Genomic DNA, 15,376 nt, shown 5'->3' with positions numbered 1-15,376 from the left:
AATGTGCTCCGTTAGTTCTCATACAGTTCGATTGGCAATTCATCGGGATCTTTGAAAAAAGTGAACCGCTTATTCGTCACATTATCAATGCGGATTGGTTCACATTCGACGCCGTTTTCTGCCAAATACTCTATCATTTTATCAAGATCGGCCGTTTCAAAAGCGAGATGCCTGAGCCCTGCCGCTTCGGGGTAACTTGGCCGTGCAGGCGGATTTGGAAATGAAAACAACTCAATCATCGCATGATTTCCAACCTGAAGATCAAGTTTATGCGAGTTACGCTCTTCCCGGTATACTTCATTCACCGGTTTTAGCCCGAGTATCTCGGTATAAAATGCTTTTGACTTTTTATAATCTGTGCAAATGACCGCTACATGATGAATCTTTCCTATTCTCATGCTTAACATCCCTTCTATTTAACCATTTCCTATTTCCTGCCTTTACAAACGAATAAGAGGAGCCAAAGGGGATAAGTCCCTCCAGGCTCCTCTATAGCTTACTTATTTTCAAGCATTTTGTCATTCCAGCCGAACAGCCATGTCAGGACAAATGCAGTTCCGATGGAAACAAGGTTCACCAGAAAGTAGCTTGACAGTTGGCCGTTCAGATACAGCAGTGTACCCGGTATGACCGTAATTGCCATTCCCGTACCGGCAAGGCCGAGAATGGAGGCAAGGAATCCACCGGCTGCACCTCCGATAAGACCCATCACAAACGGTCTGATGTAACGGAGATTGACACCGAAAATTGCCGGTTCGGTGATACCGAGGAATGCCGATAGTGCAGAAGGAAGTGCAAGTGCCTTCATCCGCTTCGCTTTCGACTTAACACCAACTGCCAGCGCCGCGCCGCCCTGGGCTGCAATGGCTGCTGTGATAATTGCATTAAACGGATTTTCCCCAAACTGATTCAGCAATTGGATTTCCAGCAGGTTGAAAATGTGATGGACGCCTGTCACGACGATTACCTGATGAAGGGCGCCGATCAAGAGTCCGCTCAAGCCAAGCGGCCAGCCAAGAACAGCAGTTGTTCCTTCCATGATAATCTGCTCAAGCGTGTGAAAAACCGGGCCGATCAGGAATAGTGCCAGCGTAATCATGATCAGGAATGTTAAAAATGGCGTTAAAATGAGATCAAGTGCTTCCGGAACGCGGTTGCGGATCCACTTTTCCAGTTTGGCCCCGATAATACCAGTGATGAACGCCGGCAAGACGGATCCTTGATATCCGACTACCGGAATGAAGCCCATGAACATGATCGGTTCCACGTCACCGCCTGCTACACCCCATGCATTCGGCAGCGCCGGGCTGACAAGCATGAGACCGAGGACAATACCGATAATCGGGCTTCCTCCGAATACCCGGAACGTGGACCATGCAACAAGTGCAGGCAGGAAGATAAAGGCTGTGTCTGTCAAAACCTGAGTGAACAGAATAAAGTTTTCCGATACTGTATCTGGCGTCAAGCCGAATAGTGCCAGAATCTGTTCCTGCATGACAAGTCCGCGCAGACCCATGAATAAGCCGGTTGCGACGAGGGCCGGGATAATCGGCACAAACACGTCACCGAACGTGCGGATGGCGCGCTGGAACCAGTTCCCTTGCTTCTTCACTTCCTCTTTTTGCTCTGACTTGGTGGACCCCGACACACCGAGATTCACGACTTCCTCATAAATGCGGTTTACTGTTCCTGTTCCGAGGATAACCTGAAACTGTCCGGAATTATAAAAAGCGCCTTTGACTTTATCAAGCTTTTCAACACTGTCCGTATCAATCTTTTCTTTGTCTTTGACCATAATGCGCAGACGGGTAGCGCAGTGGGCAGCTGACATGATATTGTCCTGGCCGCCGACTGCATCGATGATGCCTTGTGCAATTTGACGATTATCCAACTTGTCCACTCCTCCCTATTTATTAAAAGAAATACATACAAGGGTTATTATTCCCTATTCATTGAAAATGACCCAAAAATGGTGAATCGATTCCACATAAAAAAGTAATGTAATCGATTCCACAGCATACATAAATACTATGGAATCGGTTACATCTTCATCATAAACTATCTTGTTTGATTAGTCTATAAGAAAGAACCACTTTCTCTGCAGAATTTTCGCTGTTTAACACTTTTTTCAACATCAAGCGCCCAGCGGTACGCCCTGCTTCTTCGTTTTGATAAGCAACAGTGGTCAAAGAAGGCGTTACATACTTTGAAAGTTCTGATGCGCCGATTCCTGCGATTGCCACATCGTTCGGTACGTGATAGCCGTTTTTTTTCAAATACTCCATTGCCCCAACTGCCAGCCGGTCGGTAACGGCAAAAACAGCGGTCGGTTTTTCTTCATTTGTTTCGATAATCGCTTTCATGGCATCATAGCCTGATTCGATTGTGAAGCGTCCATTTTTGACCCAGGATTCCCTGACCGTTATTCCGTTTGCATCAAGCGTGTCGAGAAATGCTTTTTTGCGCAAATAGCCTACTGCCCGGTCGGATTCATCTACACCGATAAACGCTATTTTTTCGTGTCCTTTTTCGATAAACAGCCTGGTTATGTCCCTGGCAGCATGGTAATCATCATAGAGGACACTTGAGGCTTCCGGGATATCCTGTCCGATTGCGACAAACGGCAAATCAAGATCATGGATGGCTGCTGTAACCGTATCGCTTACATTTGTTGCGAGCAAAATAATGCCGTCGACCTGCCTGCTTTTTAAAAGTTTCAAATACTCGATTTCCTTTGAACGATCGAGGTTGGTGTTGGCAAGCAAAATTTGATAGCCAGCCCCGGCCAATTCCTCATCAATGCCATTTACAACCCGGCTGGCTGTTTCTGTGCTGATTTTCGGCAAAATCACGCCAATTACTTTTGTCTTTTTCGTACGAAGCGATTTCGCATGTTCACTTGGCACATATCCGGTTTCTTCTATCACTTTTTCGATGCGTTTTCTCGCATCCTCACTTACGTATCCGGAATTATTCAGCGCTCTTGAGACCGTTGTGCGAGATACATTGGCAAGCTTTGCGATTTCCTTGATGGTGATCATGAGGTTCCCCCCGCTTCTTCCTGATTTATGAAATTATTATAGCATAGCCTTTTATATCCAAACACATTTTAACTGATACTGGAAAAGGATTGACCCCGCAGAAATTGGGGAATACATCAGAAACAGTATGAAGAAACCTGGTGCATCAAATTTGTTTTTCACTGCAAAGTATAATTTATCAGTACTTATCTGGCATGACAAATAACGTTTTACATAGCACTAATTCGCAATACCGGATTTTATCAGTCACTAACGTGCGAATCATGAAGGGGATAGTAGTTATGATGGATTCATTTTTAGTCGTATTGATGATCATAGGTGTGCTCGGCGTCGCCTCACAATGGGCCGCCTGGCGATTCAGGTTCCCTGCCATTGTCCTTATGTCGGTTGTCGGTCTGCTTGCAGGGCCGTTTACCGGACTAATCGATCCTGAAGTCGCTTTTGGAAAACTATATGAACCGACGATTTCTCTCGCTGTTGCCATTATTCTTTTTGAAGGCAGCTTGAATTTGGATTTCCGTGAAGTCCGAGGACTGGGAAAACCAGTGCTGCGAATCGTCACGATTGGTGCGGCGCTGGCCTGGCTGCTCGGCTCTCTCACAGCCCACTACATTGCGGGCTTATCATGGGCCGTGGCGTTCGTTATTGGCGGGCTGTTCATTGTCACAGGTCCGACCGTAATATTGCCGCTATTGAGACAGGCCAGCCTGGAAGCGCGCCCTGCAAAAATATTGAAATGGGAAGGCATCATAGTCGATCCCATCGGGGCACTTCTTGCTGTCTTTGCTTTTGAGATAATCAAATTCATTTCTTCCCCGGGAGGAGAACTCATTTACTTTCTGGCCGCCTCGATTTTTGCGATATTTTTTGGCTGGGGAATCGGCAAGGCGGTCGGCACTTCGTTTACAAAAGGGCTCGTTCCTGAGTATTTGAAGTCTCCGGTCGTGTTCATCCTCGTTCTCGCCTGCTTTATCATTGCGGATGAAATTGCCCATGAGACTGGATTGCTGGCCGTTACTGCTATGGGGATGACACTTGCCAATATGAGATTATCGTCGATCGCTGAAATGCGGCATTTCAAGGAAAATCTCTCCATTTTGCTGACATCGGCTATTTTCATTATGCTGACTGCTTCATTAACAACAGATACCTTGCTTGATATATTCAACTGGAACATCGTCATTTTCGTCCTGCTTATGCTTTTTCTTGTCAGACCGCTTTCCATTTTTCTGGCCACTATAAAAAGCGGTTTGAGCTGGCAGGAGAAAACGCTGGTCGGCTGGATTGCGCCGAGGGGGATTGTGGCCCTGACGGTATCCGGTTATTTTTCCAGTATTTTGCTTGATTCAGGGTTTGAAGACGCAACGATGCTTAACTCCTTAACATTCGCGCTGGTGTTTACAACCGTCAGTGTTCATGGAATTTCCCTCGGCTGGCTCGGCCGGAAGCTGGGTCTGGCAGGCGCGGGGCAGCCGGGTGTGATGATTGTCGGCGGCAACCGGTTTACAACCGAACTTGCTGCGACCCTGAAGGATCTTAAGATTCCTGTAATGGTTGTCGATTCTTCCTGGCGCAGGCTGTATAGTGCAAGAAACCGGGATGTCCCCTATTATCACGGCGACGTTCTCTCAGAACAAATTGAATACCGGCTTGATATGAGCCAGCATGAATATCTGATTGCAGCAACAGAACACGATGCCTATAACACACTCGTTTGCACAACGTATGTCCCTACGCTTGGACGCAGCAACCTTTATCAAGTGAGGCTTAAGAACAGCGAAGGTGAGGACATCGAAAATAAGCGGAATACCATCGGCGGCAGAGTGCTGTTCAACGGCGGCCCGCCGCTTGAAGACTTATATACAAAAATTTCACAGGGCTTTGGTTTCCGGAAAACAACCCTTTCGGAAGAGTACACTTACGGGCAGTACCTGAAAGAGCGCAGTGAAAACACCATTCTGATGGTCATCGTCAAAGCTTCCGGAGTCCTGCAGTTCTTCACCGATGAGACAGAAATCGAACTGAAAGGAGAACCCGGCGACACCATCATTAGCCTTGCTCCGCCAACAACAAACGGAAAGAAACAAAAAGAAAAGAAACTCCAGAGCATGGAGTCGAGCGATTTGTAATATTCGGGTGGTGCCTGTCACTTGTCGGGTTTTGTCGGTTCATGGGGGTGCCTGGCAATTGCCAGGCAATCTATAAACAAAAGGGGATCTCACAATGGAGATCCCCTTTTCGCCTTATTCAAATAATGTAATTCCATAAGCTTCAAAAACGGATCGGGGAACAAAGAATCTCGCAGTGACAAGGGGATCGACGACCTGGCTGATCTGCGTCTGGCCGACAGCGCTCATAAGCATGGTCATATGAGATAACGTGAGGCCCGTATACGGAAGCAGCAGATCAATCATATCTTCAACCGACTTTTTGACTGCTTCATCGAGTGTTTCGGCCGAGACCAGCATCGCAAAGCCTTCATCATTTTCGAGAAGCGGGAATTCTAGTTTGTGCCCCTTTATGACATCAAGTGTAACCGTAACTTCGCCCGGCACCTCAATCCCTGATACACACACTTCACCGTCTCCCATCGCAGCATGGAAATCACCGGTGGCAAATAACGCCCCTTCTGCGAAAACTGGGAAATAGAGGACGGCTCCTTCTGTCACAAGCTTCGTATCCATGTTGCCGCCATGAGCGCCGGGAGTGCCGCAGGAAACCGGTTCCCCTTGCGGAGCCACCCCCATTACACCGATCATCGGATTGAGCGGGATTTCCATTTTTTTATCAAAGATTGCCTTATTATCTTTGACAGGCACAATTTTCACATCAAACTCTTCCTCCAGGCGGTGGCCCATGACGCCAAGTCCCTTGCCTGTCGCCATGACACCGCGGTCCCCGATTTTCAGTTCATCAATCTTAACCCTTAAAATATCTCCCGGTTCCGCACCTTCTACATAAATCGGGCCAGTTGCCGGATTCACCCGGTTCCAATCGATGGAAGTCATCGTTGTTTTCTCGCTGGTGATCTGATTTTCAAAACAATCGTATGTTTCAATCGTAACCGACTCTCCACTCTTTACCCGGCGGACAGGTTCATGATCTTTACTGAAAGCAAAAATGGAAGTCTTGCAGGAAACAGTTTCACCCATGAATATGTACCTCCTTAATGATAAGTGTCAGAATTATTGTACCATTCCGCGGCACCCGTCACTTGTCACAATTTGTCGATTCATAGAGGTGCCTGGCAATTTCCAGGCAATTCCCAGGCACCTGCATTTTTCGACAAAACTCGGTGAGTGACAGGCACCGCTTCTCACCGTAATATAGAAGTATGGAAGAAAGGGGCGATTGATTTGATAGTCAAAGTGTTTGCCAATCTCCGTGATATTTGCGGAGGAGATAAAGTGGAGGTCCACCCTGAGGGCGATCGGGTGATTGATGTATTGAATAAAATGACTGAAACATATCCGGGCCTTGAAGAAGAAGTGTTTACGGAAGAAAGGACGTTAAAACCGTTTGTCCATGTTTTTATTAACGGCAAAAATATTATTCATGCCAGCGGGCTTGAGACCACTGTGAAGGAATCCGATCAGTTTGCACTGTTCCCGCCGGTGGCAGGCGGTTAAGATGAAAAGCAGGGACCTTGAGTTCAGGGGCATAAATCTAAATCATCTCGGCATGTACTTCGAGGAGCTGGGCGGACGTAAAATGAGCGATACCGACGCCTTTCCCCTCATCTACACAGGCGACGGCTGGAGCGGCCAGATACTCAGGGAAGAAGATGTCGCCATCACCAAAACGTTCATCGTAAACGCTGTCCATATCCGCTTCCTCGCTGAGTCAGCTGAGAAGCTTGATGAACTTATTAAAAACTACCGTTATAAAACAACCCGAATTGGCGGATAGTCAAAAAGACCTATGATTGCCTGGCAATTGCGAGGCAATTGCCAGGCAATCCCGTAGGCAACCCCGATCAAACCAAAAAGGCTTCCGCACAGCGGAAGCCTTTCATCATTCACCTGTATCCTGTTTTACTGCTTAGCCGGTGTAACAATCCCCAGCTCTTTCAGTTTCTCCTCAGTGACGACGCCATCTTTCCAGCCGCGGACTTGATAGTATTCATCAAGCATGATATCCATGCGGCTGACGGATCCTTCACTGTTGCCGGAAGCAGGCTCATCAGTGAAGCGCTTCGGCAGGAAGTCGTCTTCGCGCTTGTCGAAGCCGGCCAGGTTATTGTAGTAACGCTCGATATTGTAAATCCGCTCGCCTGCCTTCATGACATCTTCAGCAGTCATCGGAATGCCGGTCATGCCGCTGTACTGCTCGGCATAATGCTCGGCATTTTCAGAGAAGGAGGAGAACTTACAAATATCCATAGAGTCAGAGAATGCCAGCATATCCTGGAATATTTTCAGCAGTTCGCCTTTTCCTTCCGGCACAAGGCGGTCTGTCGGTTCCGGAATGCCTGCGATTTCACTCGCAACTGTGTAGCCGCGCAGGTGGCAGGCACCGCGGTTACTTGTCGCATAGCCAAGGCCGATTCCCTGGATGCCGCGCGGGTCATAAGCCGGGATGGATTGGCCTTTTACAGACATGGACAGTTCAGGCGCTCCCCAGCTTGCTGTTGCGCGGGCAGGACCTTCTGCCAGTACATCGCCGAATCCTTCACGGTAAGCGACTTGTCTTGTCATTTCAATCATTTTATCGGCATCGCCCCAGTCAAGCTTTTCGTCGACAAGGCCTTTTTCATGCGCTTCCATCGTGGCGGAGAACGCGTTGCCGAGTTCGATTGTATCAATTCCGTACTCGTTGCAGCGGTCAATCAGGTAGGCGATCGCTTCCGAATTGCTCAATCCGCTGTTCGTACCGAGCGCCCAGGAGGATTCGAATTCGAAGCTTTCAACACGGGTTTTATACTTGCCATCCTTGACCTCGACTTCAATCTTACATGCAACCGGGCATGCATGGCATGTATTATTAGCCACCAGAAGATGCTCATTGACATATTCACCGCTGTGCTTTTCAGCTTCATCCCAGTGGGTAAGCTGCGAATTTCTTGTAGGCAGCGCGCCGACTTCGTTGATGATGTTCGTGAGCACGTTTGTACCGTATACTGACAGGCCGCCTTTGTTCGGCGCGGTCAGCCCGCCTTCCATGATCGCTTTGACAGCTTTTTTATTCGCTTCTTTGTATTCATCCTTCAGTTTCGGCTCAGGCATATTGCCTTTCTGCGACCCTTTGATGACAATCGCCTTCAGGTTTTTATATCCGGCAACGGCTGCCGTACCGCCGCGTCCTGCCGAACGGTCATGTTCGTTCATGAAACAGGCATAGCGGACAAGATGCTCACCGGCCTGGCCGATGGTCATGACGCTCAAATCCTCTTCGCCATATTCATCCTTCATCGCTTTGACAGTTTCCCTTGTGCTCTTGCCCCACAGGTCGGCCGCTTCATGCAGCTCCGCTCTGCCATTTTCGATATAAAGGTAAACCGGCCTGTCACTTTTGCCTTTGAAAATAATATTATCAATGCCAGCCCACTTAAGCCTTGCCGCTGTCCAGCCCCCCATATGGGAATCGGTCACTGTCCCGGTAAGCGGTGATTTTGTAACAACCGCAAGCCGGCCGCTCATTGATGTTCTTGATCCAGAAACCGGCCCGGTCATGACACATAAAATATTTTCGTCTGACAGCGGTTCCACATCAGGGCCATTGTCAAAAACATATTTTACGCCAAGACCGCGTCCGCCAATATACTTTTTGGCATCCTCTTCATTGATCTCCCTGTAGCCAATGTCACCGCTCGTCAAATCCACAAGCACTTCTTTGTTTTTAAACCCGCCGAGATTCATTGATCCTACACACCTCTTTCATTCTTTTCTCCGTCAAAATAACACGGCACAACTATCTTATAATTTCGACTTATCTGCTAAAATCCCTTTTTATGAATAGTAATTTTCTCCTTTTTTTATTCAGCCTATCTTAATCTATGCTTTATAATTTAAGTAAATGTTTCAGGAAAGCAGGGATAAAAAATGAACTCGGAAATGGAACGGTACTCCCGGCAAATTCTTTTCCAGCCGATCGGCGAAGAAGGCCAGCAGAAATTGATGAAAAGCCGGGCGGCAGTCGTGGGAATGGGTGCCCTGGGGACAGTCATCGCCAACCACCTTGTCCGTGCGGGTGTCGGTTTTGTAAGAATAATAGACCGTGATTTTGTGGAAAAATCAAACCTGCAGCGGCAGACTCTGTTTGATGAAGACGATGCAGCTGACCGCCTCCCCAAGGTAATTGCGGCCGAGAAAAAATTGGCCAGGATCAATTCAACTGTCTCTGTCGATCCGGTGCTTGCGGATTTGAATCCAGATAACGCGGAAGAATTGCTCAAAGGGTTTGATGTCATAGTCGATGGCACAGATAATTTTATGACGCGTTATTTAATCAATGATGCCGCCATAAAGTTCAATACACCCTGGATTTATGGCGGTGCCGTCAGTTCGCGGGGCATGTTTGCCGTCATCGTGCCGGAAGAAACCCCCTGCTACCGCTGCCTGTTTCCCGATCTGCCGTCTGGCCTTGGGGAAACATGCGATACGATTGGCGTCATCTCGCCGATCACGGATATCATCGGGTCTTTTGAAGCTGTCGAAGCGCTGAAACTCTTGACCGGAGCCAGGCCGAGCCCCAATCTTGAAAAATTCGAGATCTGGCATAATTCCTTTTTCCAGATGGATATCTCACAGGGCCGTAACCCTGATTGCCCGGCGTGTGTCCATCATCACTATGAGTTTCTCGATCAATCAGAAAGCAGCCAAGAAAACTATACTGCCCTCTGCGGCAGGGACACTGTCCAAATCAATCCGCGCACAAAATTGAATGTAAATCTTGAAAAAACAGCCCGGCGCCTTGACAAAGCAGGGAAAACGGAGACAACACCATTCCTCGTCCGTTTTTCCCCCGATGACCGCATCACCATGATCTTTTTCAAAGACGGCCGTGTCCTCGTCCAGGGGGTGGAAGATGTCACTGAGGCAAAGTCGTATTACTCCAGGTATGCGGGGAATTAAGGTCGCGGTGCCTGTCACTTGTCGATTTATGTCGGCATTGAATTCGACAAGTGACAGGCACCTGTAACGGTCTATGGTATACTAACCACATATTACTAATAAAGCGATGGTGAAAATGGTGAATTTATGGACGAAGTATAAAGAAACGTCACTGCTTATAAAAATGACGGCAGGTTTTATCCTCGGGCTTGCTGCCGGTGCTCTGTTCGGGCCGTCCGTCAGTTTTCTTGAGCCGCTCGGGACGGTTTTGATCAAACTGTTGAATCTGATAGCCGTTCCCGTCGTTTTTCTGACCGTTGTGCTTGCGGTCAATCAGATGAACCCGCTCCAGCTCGGCAGGATGGGCGGGAAACTGGTCCTTTACTATATCTCGACAACGGCCGCTGCGGTATTCATTGGCCTCGGTCTCGCCCTCCTATTCAATCCGGGCGAGTCGCTGACGCTGCCTGATGCATCCGTTGATAAGCCCGAATCGCCTTCATTTGCAGGTGTCCTGCTGAATATGATTCCTGACAATCTGTTTACCGCATTCTCATCCGGAAATTTGATGGCGATCCTGTTTCTTGCTGTTATCATCGGTTTTTCCATCTCACAAATGCGTTTTTCTGGTGATGAGGCGATGAACGAATACGGGGATTTGCTGCAGAGGGTTTTCCAGGCCGCCAATGAAATGTTCTTCCTCGTTTTAAAAGGGATTTTGCTTTATGCGCCTGTCGGTATCCTGGCGATCACTGCCACTTCATTCGCCGGGCAGGGCTGGGACACTTTCAATTCGCTTCTCCGGTTTACGGGTGTCTTCTATCTTGGCATTGTGCTGCTCTGGATTCTCGTCTACAGCCTGTTTTTAAAAAGCTCCAAAATTTCGCTGAAGCAGTTTTACAGCAAAACAAAAGATGCCTATACGACGGCGTTCTTTACATCAAGCAGCATTGCCTCCCTTCCAGTGGCGATTGAAGCCGCCAAACGGGCTGGCATCTCAGAGCGGACGGCCAACTTCAGTCTCCCGCTCGGTGCCGTGTTCAACTCGGACGGAGGGGCGCTCAGAATGGGTGTGTCGATCGTCTTTGCCGCCAACGTCACAGGCATTCAGCTCGCTCTAGCCGACCTGTTCATCATCGTTCTGACTGGAACGCTGCTGTCAGTCGGAACAGCCGGCATACCGGCAGCAGGCCTCGTTACGTTATCGGCTGTGCTATCCCTGTTCAACCTGCCGCTTGAAATCGTAGCGCTCGTCGCAGGCGTCGATGTCATCATCGGCATGGCCGGCACAGCCTCCAACGTCATGGGCGATATTGTCGGAGCAGCTGTCGTTGACGAGTCGGAGAAAAAAGCCGCCGCCTGACCTTCCAAGAACAAATGCGCAAGGCGCCCGCATAGCGGCGTACGCATAAGCGGGGGTTCCCGCAGGGAGGTGCTCTTTCCTCCCGGAGGGGATCTCCGCTTATGACGATAGCCGCTGGCGCCTGGAGCTGGACGGTTCTCTTCTGGCTTTTTATCCTCAACGCTTACATTTTATAATTTCCTTAACAAATACAAAAACCGGTCCGCAAACTATTTGCGGACCGGTTTTTTCTTCGACAAACTTCGACGGGTGACAGGCACCTGTCTACTCCCATTCAAACGGAGTCGCCTGGTAAACATAGTAATTGAGCCAATTGGAAAACAGCAGATGGGCATGTGAGCGCCAGCGGTTCAGCGGCCTCTTTTCCGGGTCGTTATCGGGAAAATAGTTGCGCGGCACTTCCACATCGAGTCCTTTCGCGGTATCGCGGGCATATTCGTCAGCGAGCGTTCCCGTGTCATACTCGAGGTGCCCGGTCACCATCACATGGCGGCCGTTTTCCGACATCATCAGGAACGGGCCCGCATCCGGTGAAGATGCAAGCAGCTTCACTTGCCCGCTTTTCTCCAATTGATCAAGGTCAATATCGGTATACCTTGAAACCGGTGCCAGAAACTCATCGTCAAATCCGCGCAGCAGTTCAATGCCCGGCGCCTGCAACACTTGATGCTGGTACACGCCGGAACACTTGCCCGGAAGCCCGACCTTATCGATTCCATAATGATAATATAGCGCAGCTTGCGCACCCCAGCATATATGCATGACTGAGGTGACATGCTCCTTTGACCATTCCATAATTTCCGTGAGCTCCTGCCAGTAATTCACCTGTTCAAACGGCAAATGTTCAATCGGAGCCCCTGTTATGATCAAGCCGTCAAACCGCCGGTGCTTAATATCATCAAATGAAATATAAAACTGTTCCAGATGCGACTTGCTTACATTCTTTGACTCATGCGTGACCGTGCGCAAAAACGAAATGTTAAGCTGCAGCGGCGAGTTTCCCAACAGCCGAAGCAGCTGCCCCTCCGTCTTCTCCTTTTCAGGCATCAAATTCAAGATCAATATGTTCAATGGACGGATATCCTGCGTGACCGCCCTTTCTTCATCCATTATGAAAATATTCTCTTTCTCCAGCACTTCGCGGGCTGGCAGCAACTTTGGAATATTTATCGGCACCCCACAGGCCTCCCCCATTTAGAATTTTCAGTAAACATAATTATAAAGGGAACCAGCCGAATATGACAACAATAAACCTTTATTTAGGTACTGCGGTAAAGTCATGATGAATAAATTTACATTTTATGAACTTTTTGAGAACGCTTACCCAATACCCTATTCTTACCATTTCACATGCAGTAAAATGGAATCATGACAATATTCACATATACATATTACTTTTCACACACCAGGGACACATATCTGTTTTTGGCAAACCGGCTGAAAAGCCGGGACGCAAAGCTACAGGGGCTAACTCTATCACAGTAGACACGCCAGCCAGTTGCTCTTCTTTTCAAGAAGATTAATTGAGCCTGTTTTTGCCTGCCTGAAACTGTATCGGGCAGTTTTTTTATGGGGAAAGTTTTTGTTTGTGACAGGGGAGTGGTGCTATACCCGTATTAACTTCAAATTTCAAACCGGCGCCTTCCATTTCATTTTGAAATTCTCATGTAAAAGGGGGAGAAAAATGATCGACGTAAACCAGGAATCAAAGTATATCATTGTCCAGCTTGGGCACGAAGAATTTGCGGTCGGCATCAGTCAGGTCCGGTCGATAGAACATGTGATGAAAATTACTGCTGTACCAGATGCGAGCGATGATGTAATGGGCATGATCCATCTCCGTGATGAGGTGTTGCCGGTCATAGACCTTCGGAAGCGGATGGCTGTCTCGTCACCTCCTGCTTCAGACGGCCAGCAGCGCCTTATCATCGCCATTTTAAACGGAGGCAATGTCGGACTGCTGGTCGATTCAGGCAGTGAGGTGCTTGATATTGAGAAAAAAGCAATCCAGCCGGCGCCTCCGCTTTTGCAAAGCAATGGAGATTACATAACGGGTGTAGCCAGGCTGGAAAACAGACTGGTCATCATCCTCGATATCGAAAAACTTCCGAATATGGGAGAAGTCGAACAGTTGCTTGCACGTGCCAACTAATAACACAAAAGGGGACTCGTCAATGAATGTTTTAAAGAAATTGAAAATCGGACATAAGATCAACCTTCTTATCGTTTCGGTAATTATCCTTACGGCCGTTAGTGTTTCAATCATCGTCAACACTCAGGTCAAAAGCGGACTGAAAGATTCAGCTGTTGAAAAAGCAAAGTCAGACCTCGCACTGTCTTATCGATATATTGATGAAAAATATCCGGGAGATTGGGAAATAAAGGGCGGGAGTCTTTTCAAAGGCGATACCAAACTGAACGAAAACTACGAAATCGTCGATGAAATCGGCGAACTGACACATGATACGGTGACGATTTTCCAGGGGGACACAAGAATATCCACGAATGTCCAGAAGGATGGAAAACGCGCGGTCGGCACGACGGTTTCGCAGGAAGTGAATGAGACTGTGCTTAAAAACGGCAAAGTCTTTCTTGGCGAAGCAAATGTCGTCGGGAAAGACTATCAAACAGCCTATATGCCGATCAAAAACAGCAGCGGCGAAATCATCGGAATTTATTACGTAGGGGCATCTGAAGAGTTTATCCAGGCGACACTCGGCAGCTTCAATAAAGTGTATTTTGGTGCACTGGCCGTCATCATTCTTATAACCAACCTTATTGGCATCTGGTTTGCCCGCAGAATCCGCAAGCGCCTGACGGTGATCGCTGAGGTCCTTGAACAAGCGGGAGAAGGGGACTTCACCGCTGATATCCGGGACCATTCACAAGATGAGATTGGCGTCATCGCTGCAAGTTACCAGAATATGAAACAAAAACTGGGATCCTTGATAACGGAAGTGACCACAACATCCGAAAGCGTAGCATCAGCATCCGAACAGCTGTCAGCAAGTGCTGACCAAACGACAAGCGCAACCGAACAGGTCGCCTCAGCCATAGAACAAATTGCCGGAAGTGCCGAGAACCAGACTAGCGGAGTGGAAAAAAACACGTTTGCCATCGAAGAAGTTTCAGCAGGCATTACAAAAATCGCGGAAAGCACCCATAAAGTTTTCGAGTTCGCCAACTCAACAGCCGAACATGCCGAAACCGGAGAAACATTCGTAAAACAAACCGTCGATCAGATGAACACAATCGACCGGGCGGTAATTGAATCAAACGAGAGCATAAAGTCGCTCAGTGAACGCTCCAAAGAAATCGGACAGATCAGCGAGGTCATAAGCGGTATTTCCGAACAGACAAACCTGCTGGCACTTAACGCTGCAATCGAAGCGGCCAGAGCCGGTGAACACGGCAAAGGCTTTGCTGTCGTCGCAGACGAAGTCAGGAAACTCGCCGAACAGTCCAAACTATCAGCAAAACAAATTTCCGATTTGATCGCAGCAATCCAGCAAGATACCGAGCGATCTGTCACAACGATGGCGGATGTCAGTGATAACGTCAAAAACGGCATGGAAATCGCCGGGGAAACCGCCGGGAAATTCAAAGGAATCGTCGGAGGAATGCGGGAAATCGCACCGCAAATCGAAGAAGTATCGGCAACCGCACAGCAAATGGCCGCAAGTGTGCAGGAACTCTCTCTTAGCGCGGCTGAGCTGTCAGCGATCGCCCGTGAAAATTCCGCGTCGTCACAGGAAGTCGCCGCTTCCACCGAGGAGCAGCTTGCCTCCATGGAAGAAATCACATCATCGGCAGATGCGCTCTCACAGATGGCTGAAGAGCTTCAGGAGGTTGTGCGGCGGTTTAAAATCTAGATAAGAAATAGGGACCTTATTAACTAATAGGTCCCTTTTTACTTGCAC

Annotated in this window: 13 protein-coding genes and 1 riboswitch; of the genes, 7 read left to right on the top strand and 6 right to left on the bottom strand. The window is 48.4% G+C overall.

Translation table 11 applies throughout. The features are described from left to right. Positions 1 to 11: 11 nt before the first annotated feature. The 3 genes from gloA2 to A4U59_RS08170 all read right to left on the bottom strand — a co-directional run bounded on the left by gloA2 (position 12) and on the right by A4U59_RS08170 (position 3,041). A complete protein-coding gene (gene gloA2 / locus A4U59_RS08180; protein ID WP_066172794.1) occupies positions 12 to 398 on the bottom strand; it encodes an SMU1112c/YaeR family gloxylase I-like metalloprotein in 387 nt (128 codons plus the stop codon). A gap of 98 nt (positions 399 to 496) precedes the next feature. Next, on the bottom strand, positions 497 to 1,891 hold the full coding sequence (locus tag A4U59_RS08175; protein WP_066172793.1) for a sucrose-specific PTS transporter subunit IIBC: 1,395 nt from the start codon (positions 1,889 to 1,891) through the stop codon (positions 497 to 499). A 160-nt stretch (positions 1,892 to 2,051) separates the two neighbouring features. Further along, positions 2,052 to 3,041, bottom strand: coding sequence for a LacI family DNA-binding transcriptional regulator (locus A4U59_RS08170; protein ID WP_066172791.1), 990 nt, complete (start codon positions 3,039 to 3,041; stop codon positions 2,052 to 2,054). Between the two features lie 281 nt (positions 3,042 to 3,322). On the opposite strand from A4U59_RS08170, the gene A4U59_RS08165 reads away from it, so the two are divergent. Next, positions 3,323 to 5,170, top strand: a complete 1,848-nt coding sequence (locus A4U59_RS08165; RefSeq protein WP_066172789.1) for a cation:proton antiporter — start codon at positions 3,323 to 3,325, stop codon at positions 5,168 to 5,170. A 114-nt stretch (positions 5,171 to 5,284) separates the two neighbouring features. On the opposite strand, the gene A4U59_RS08160 is transcribed toward A4U59_RS08165, so the two are convergent. Further along, positions 5,285 to 6,193: an acetamidase/formamidase family protein gene (locus tag A4U59_RS08160; protein ID WP_066172787.1), complete on the bottom strand. Its 909-nt coding sequence runs from the start codon at positions 6,191 to 6,193 to the stop codon at positions 5,285 to 5,287. Positions 6,194 to 6,397: 204 nt separating this feature from the next. Between A4U59_RS08160 and A4U59_RS08155 the strand changes: the two genes are divergently transcribed. Beyond that, positions 6,398 to 6,670: a ubiquitin-like small modifier protein 1 gene (locus A4U59_RS08155; RefSeq protein WP_066172785.1), complete on the top strand. Its 273-nt coding sequence runs from the start codon at positions 6,398 to 6,400 to the stop codon at positions 6,668 to 6,670. Between the two features lies 1 nt (position 6,671). After that, positions 6,672 to 6,950, top strand: a complete 279-nt coding sequence (locus A4U59_RS08150; RefSeq protein ID WP_066172783.1) for a MoaD-like domain-containing protein — start codon at positions 6,672 to 6,674, stop codon at positions 6,948 to 6,950. Positions 6,951 to 7,075: 125 nt separating this feature from the next. On the opposite strand, the gene A4U59_RS08145 is transcribed toward A4U59_RS08150, so the two are convergent. Continuing rightward, positions 7,076 to 8,899 (bottom strand): aldehyde ferredoxin oxidoreductase family protein, encoded by a 1,824-nt coding sequence (locus tag A4U59_RS08145; protein WP_066172780.1) that lies wholly within the window; start codon positions 8,897 to 8,899, stop codon positions 7,076 to 7,078. Between the two features lie 183 nt (positions 8,900 to 9,082). Between A4U59_RS08145 and A4U59_RS08140 the strand changes: the two genes are divergently transcribed. Both A4U59_RS08140 and A4U59_RS08135 read left to right on the top strand, forming a co-directional pair. Continuing rightward, a complete protein-coding gene (locus A4U59_RS08140; RefSeq protein WP_245680519.1) occupies positions 9,083 to 10,114 on the top strand; it encodes a ThiF family adenylyltransferase in 1,032 nt (343 codons plus the stop codon). Between the two features lie 115 nt (positions 10,115 to 10,229). After that, entirely contained in the window at positions 10,230 to 11,456 is a 1,227-nt protein-coding gene (locus A4U59_RS08135) for a dicarboxylate/amino acid:cation symporter (protein WP_066172777.1), read from the top strand. Between the two features lie 264 nt (positions 11,457 to 11,720). On the opposite strand, the gene metA is transcribed toward A4U59_RS08135, so the two are convergent. Continuing rightward, positions 11,721 to 12,632 carry a homoserine O-acetyltransferase MetA gene (metA, locus tag A4U59_RS08130; protein WP_066172776.1) on the bottom strand — a complete coding sequence of 304 codons (912 nt, stop codon included), beginning with the start codon at positions 12,630 to 12,632 and terminating at the stop codon, positions 11,721 to 11,723. Positions 12,633 to 12,873: 241 nt separating this feature from the next. After that, positions 12,874 to 12,962, top strand: a riboswitch (cyclic di-GMP riboswitch). Between the two features lie 178 nt (positions 12,963 to 13,140). On the opposite strand from metA, the gene A4U59_RS08125 reads away from it, so the two are divergent. Both A4U59_RS08125 and A4U59_RS08120 read left to right on the top strand, forming a co-directional pair. Beyond that, positions 13,141 to 13,608 carry a chemotaxis protein CheW gene (locus A4U59_RS08125; RefSeq protein WP_066172876.1) on the top strand — a complete coding sequence of 156 codons (468 nt, stop codon included), beginning with the start codon at positions 13,141 to 13,143 and terminating at the stop codon, positions 13,606 to 13,608. Positions 13,609 to 13,630: 22 nt separating this feature from the next. Beyond that, on the top strand, positions 13,631 to 15,328 hold the full coding sequence (locus A4U59_RS08120; protein WP_066172772.1) for a methyl-accepting chemotaxis protein: 1,698 nt from the start codon (positions 13,631 to 13,633) through the stop codon (positions 15,326 to 15,328). Positions 15,329 to 15,376 lie beyond the last annotated feature (48 nt).

The organism is Bacillus marinisedimentorum, assembly GCF_001644195.2.
Lineage (GTDB): Bacteria > Bacillota > Bacilli > Bacillales > Bacillaceae_O > Bacillus_BL > Bacillus_BL marinisedimentorum.
Note: the sequence above shows the minus strand (reverse complement) of the source record. Positions and strands in the feature narration are given on the sequence as shown.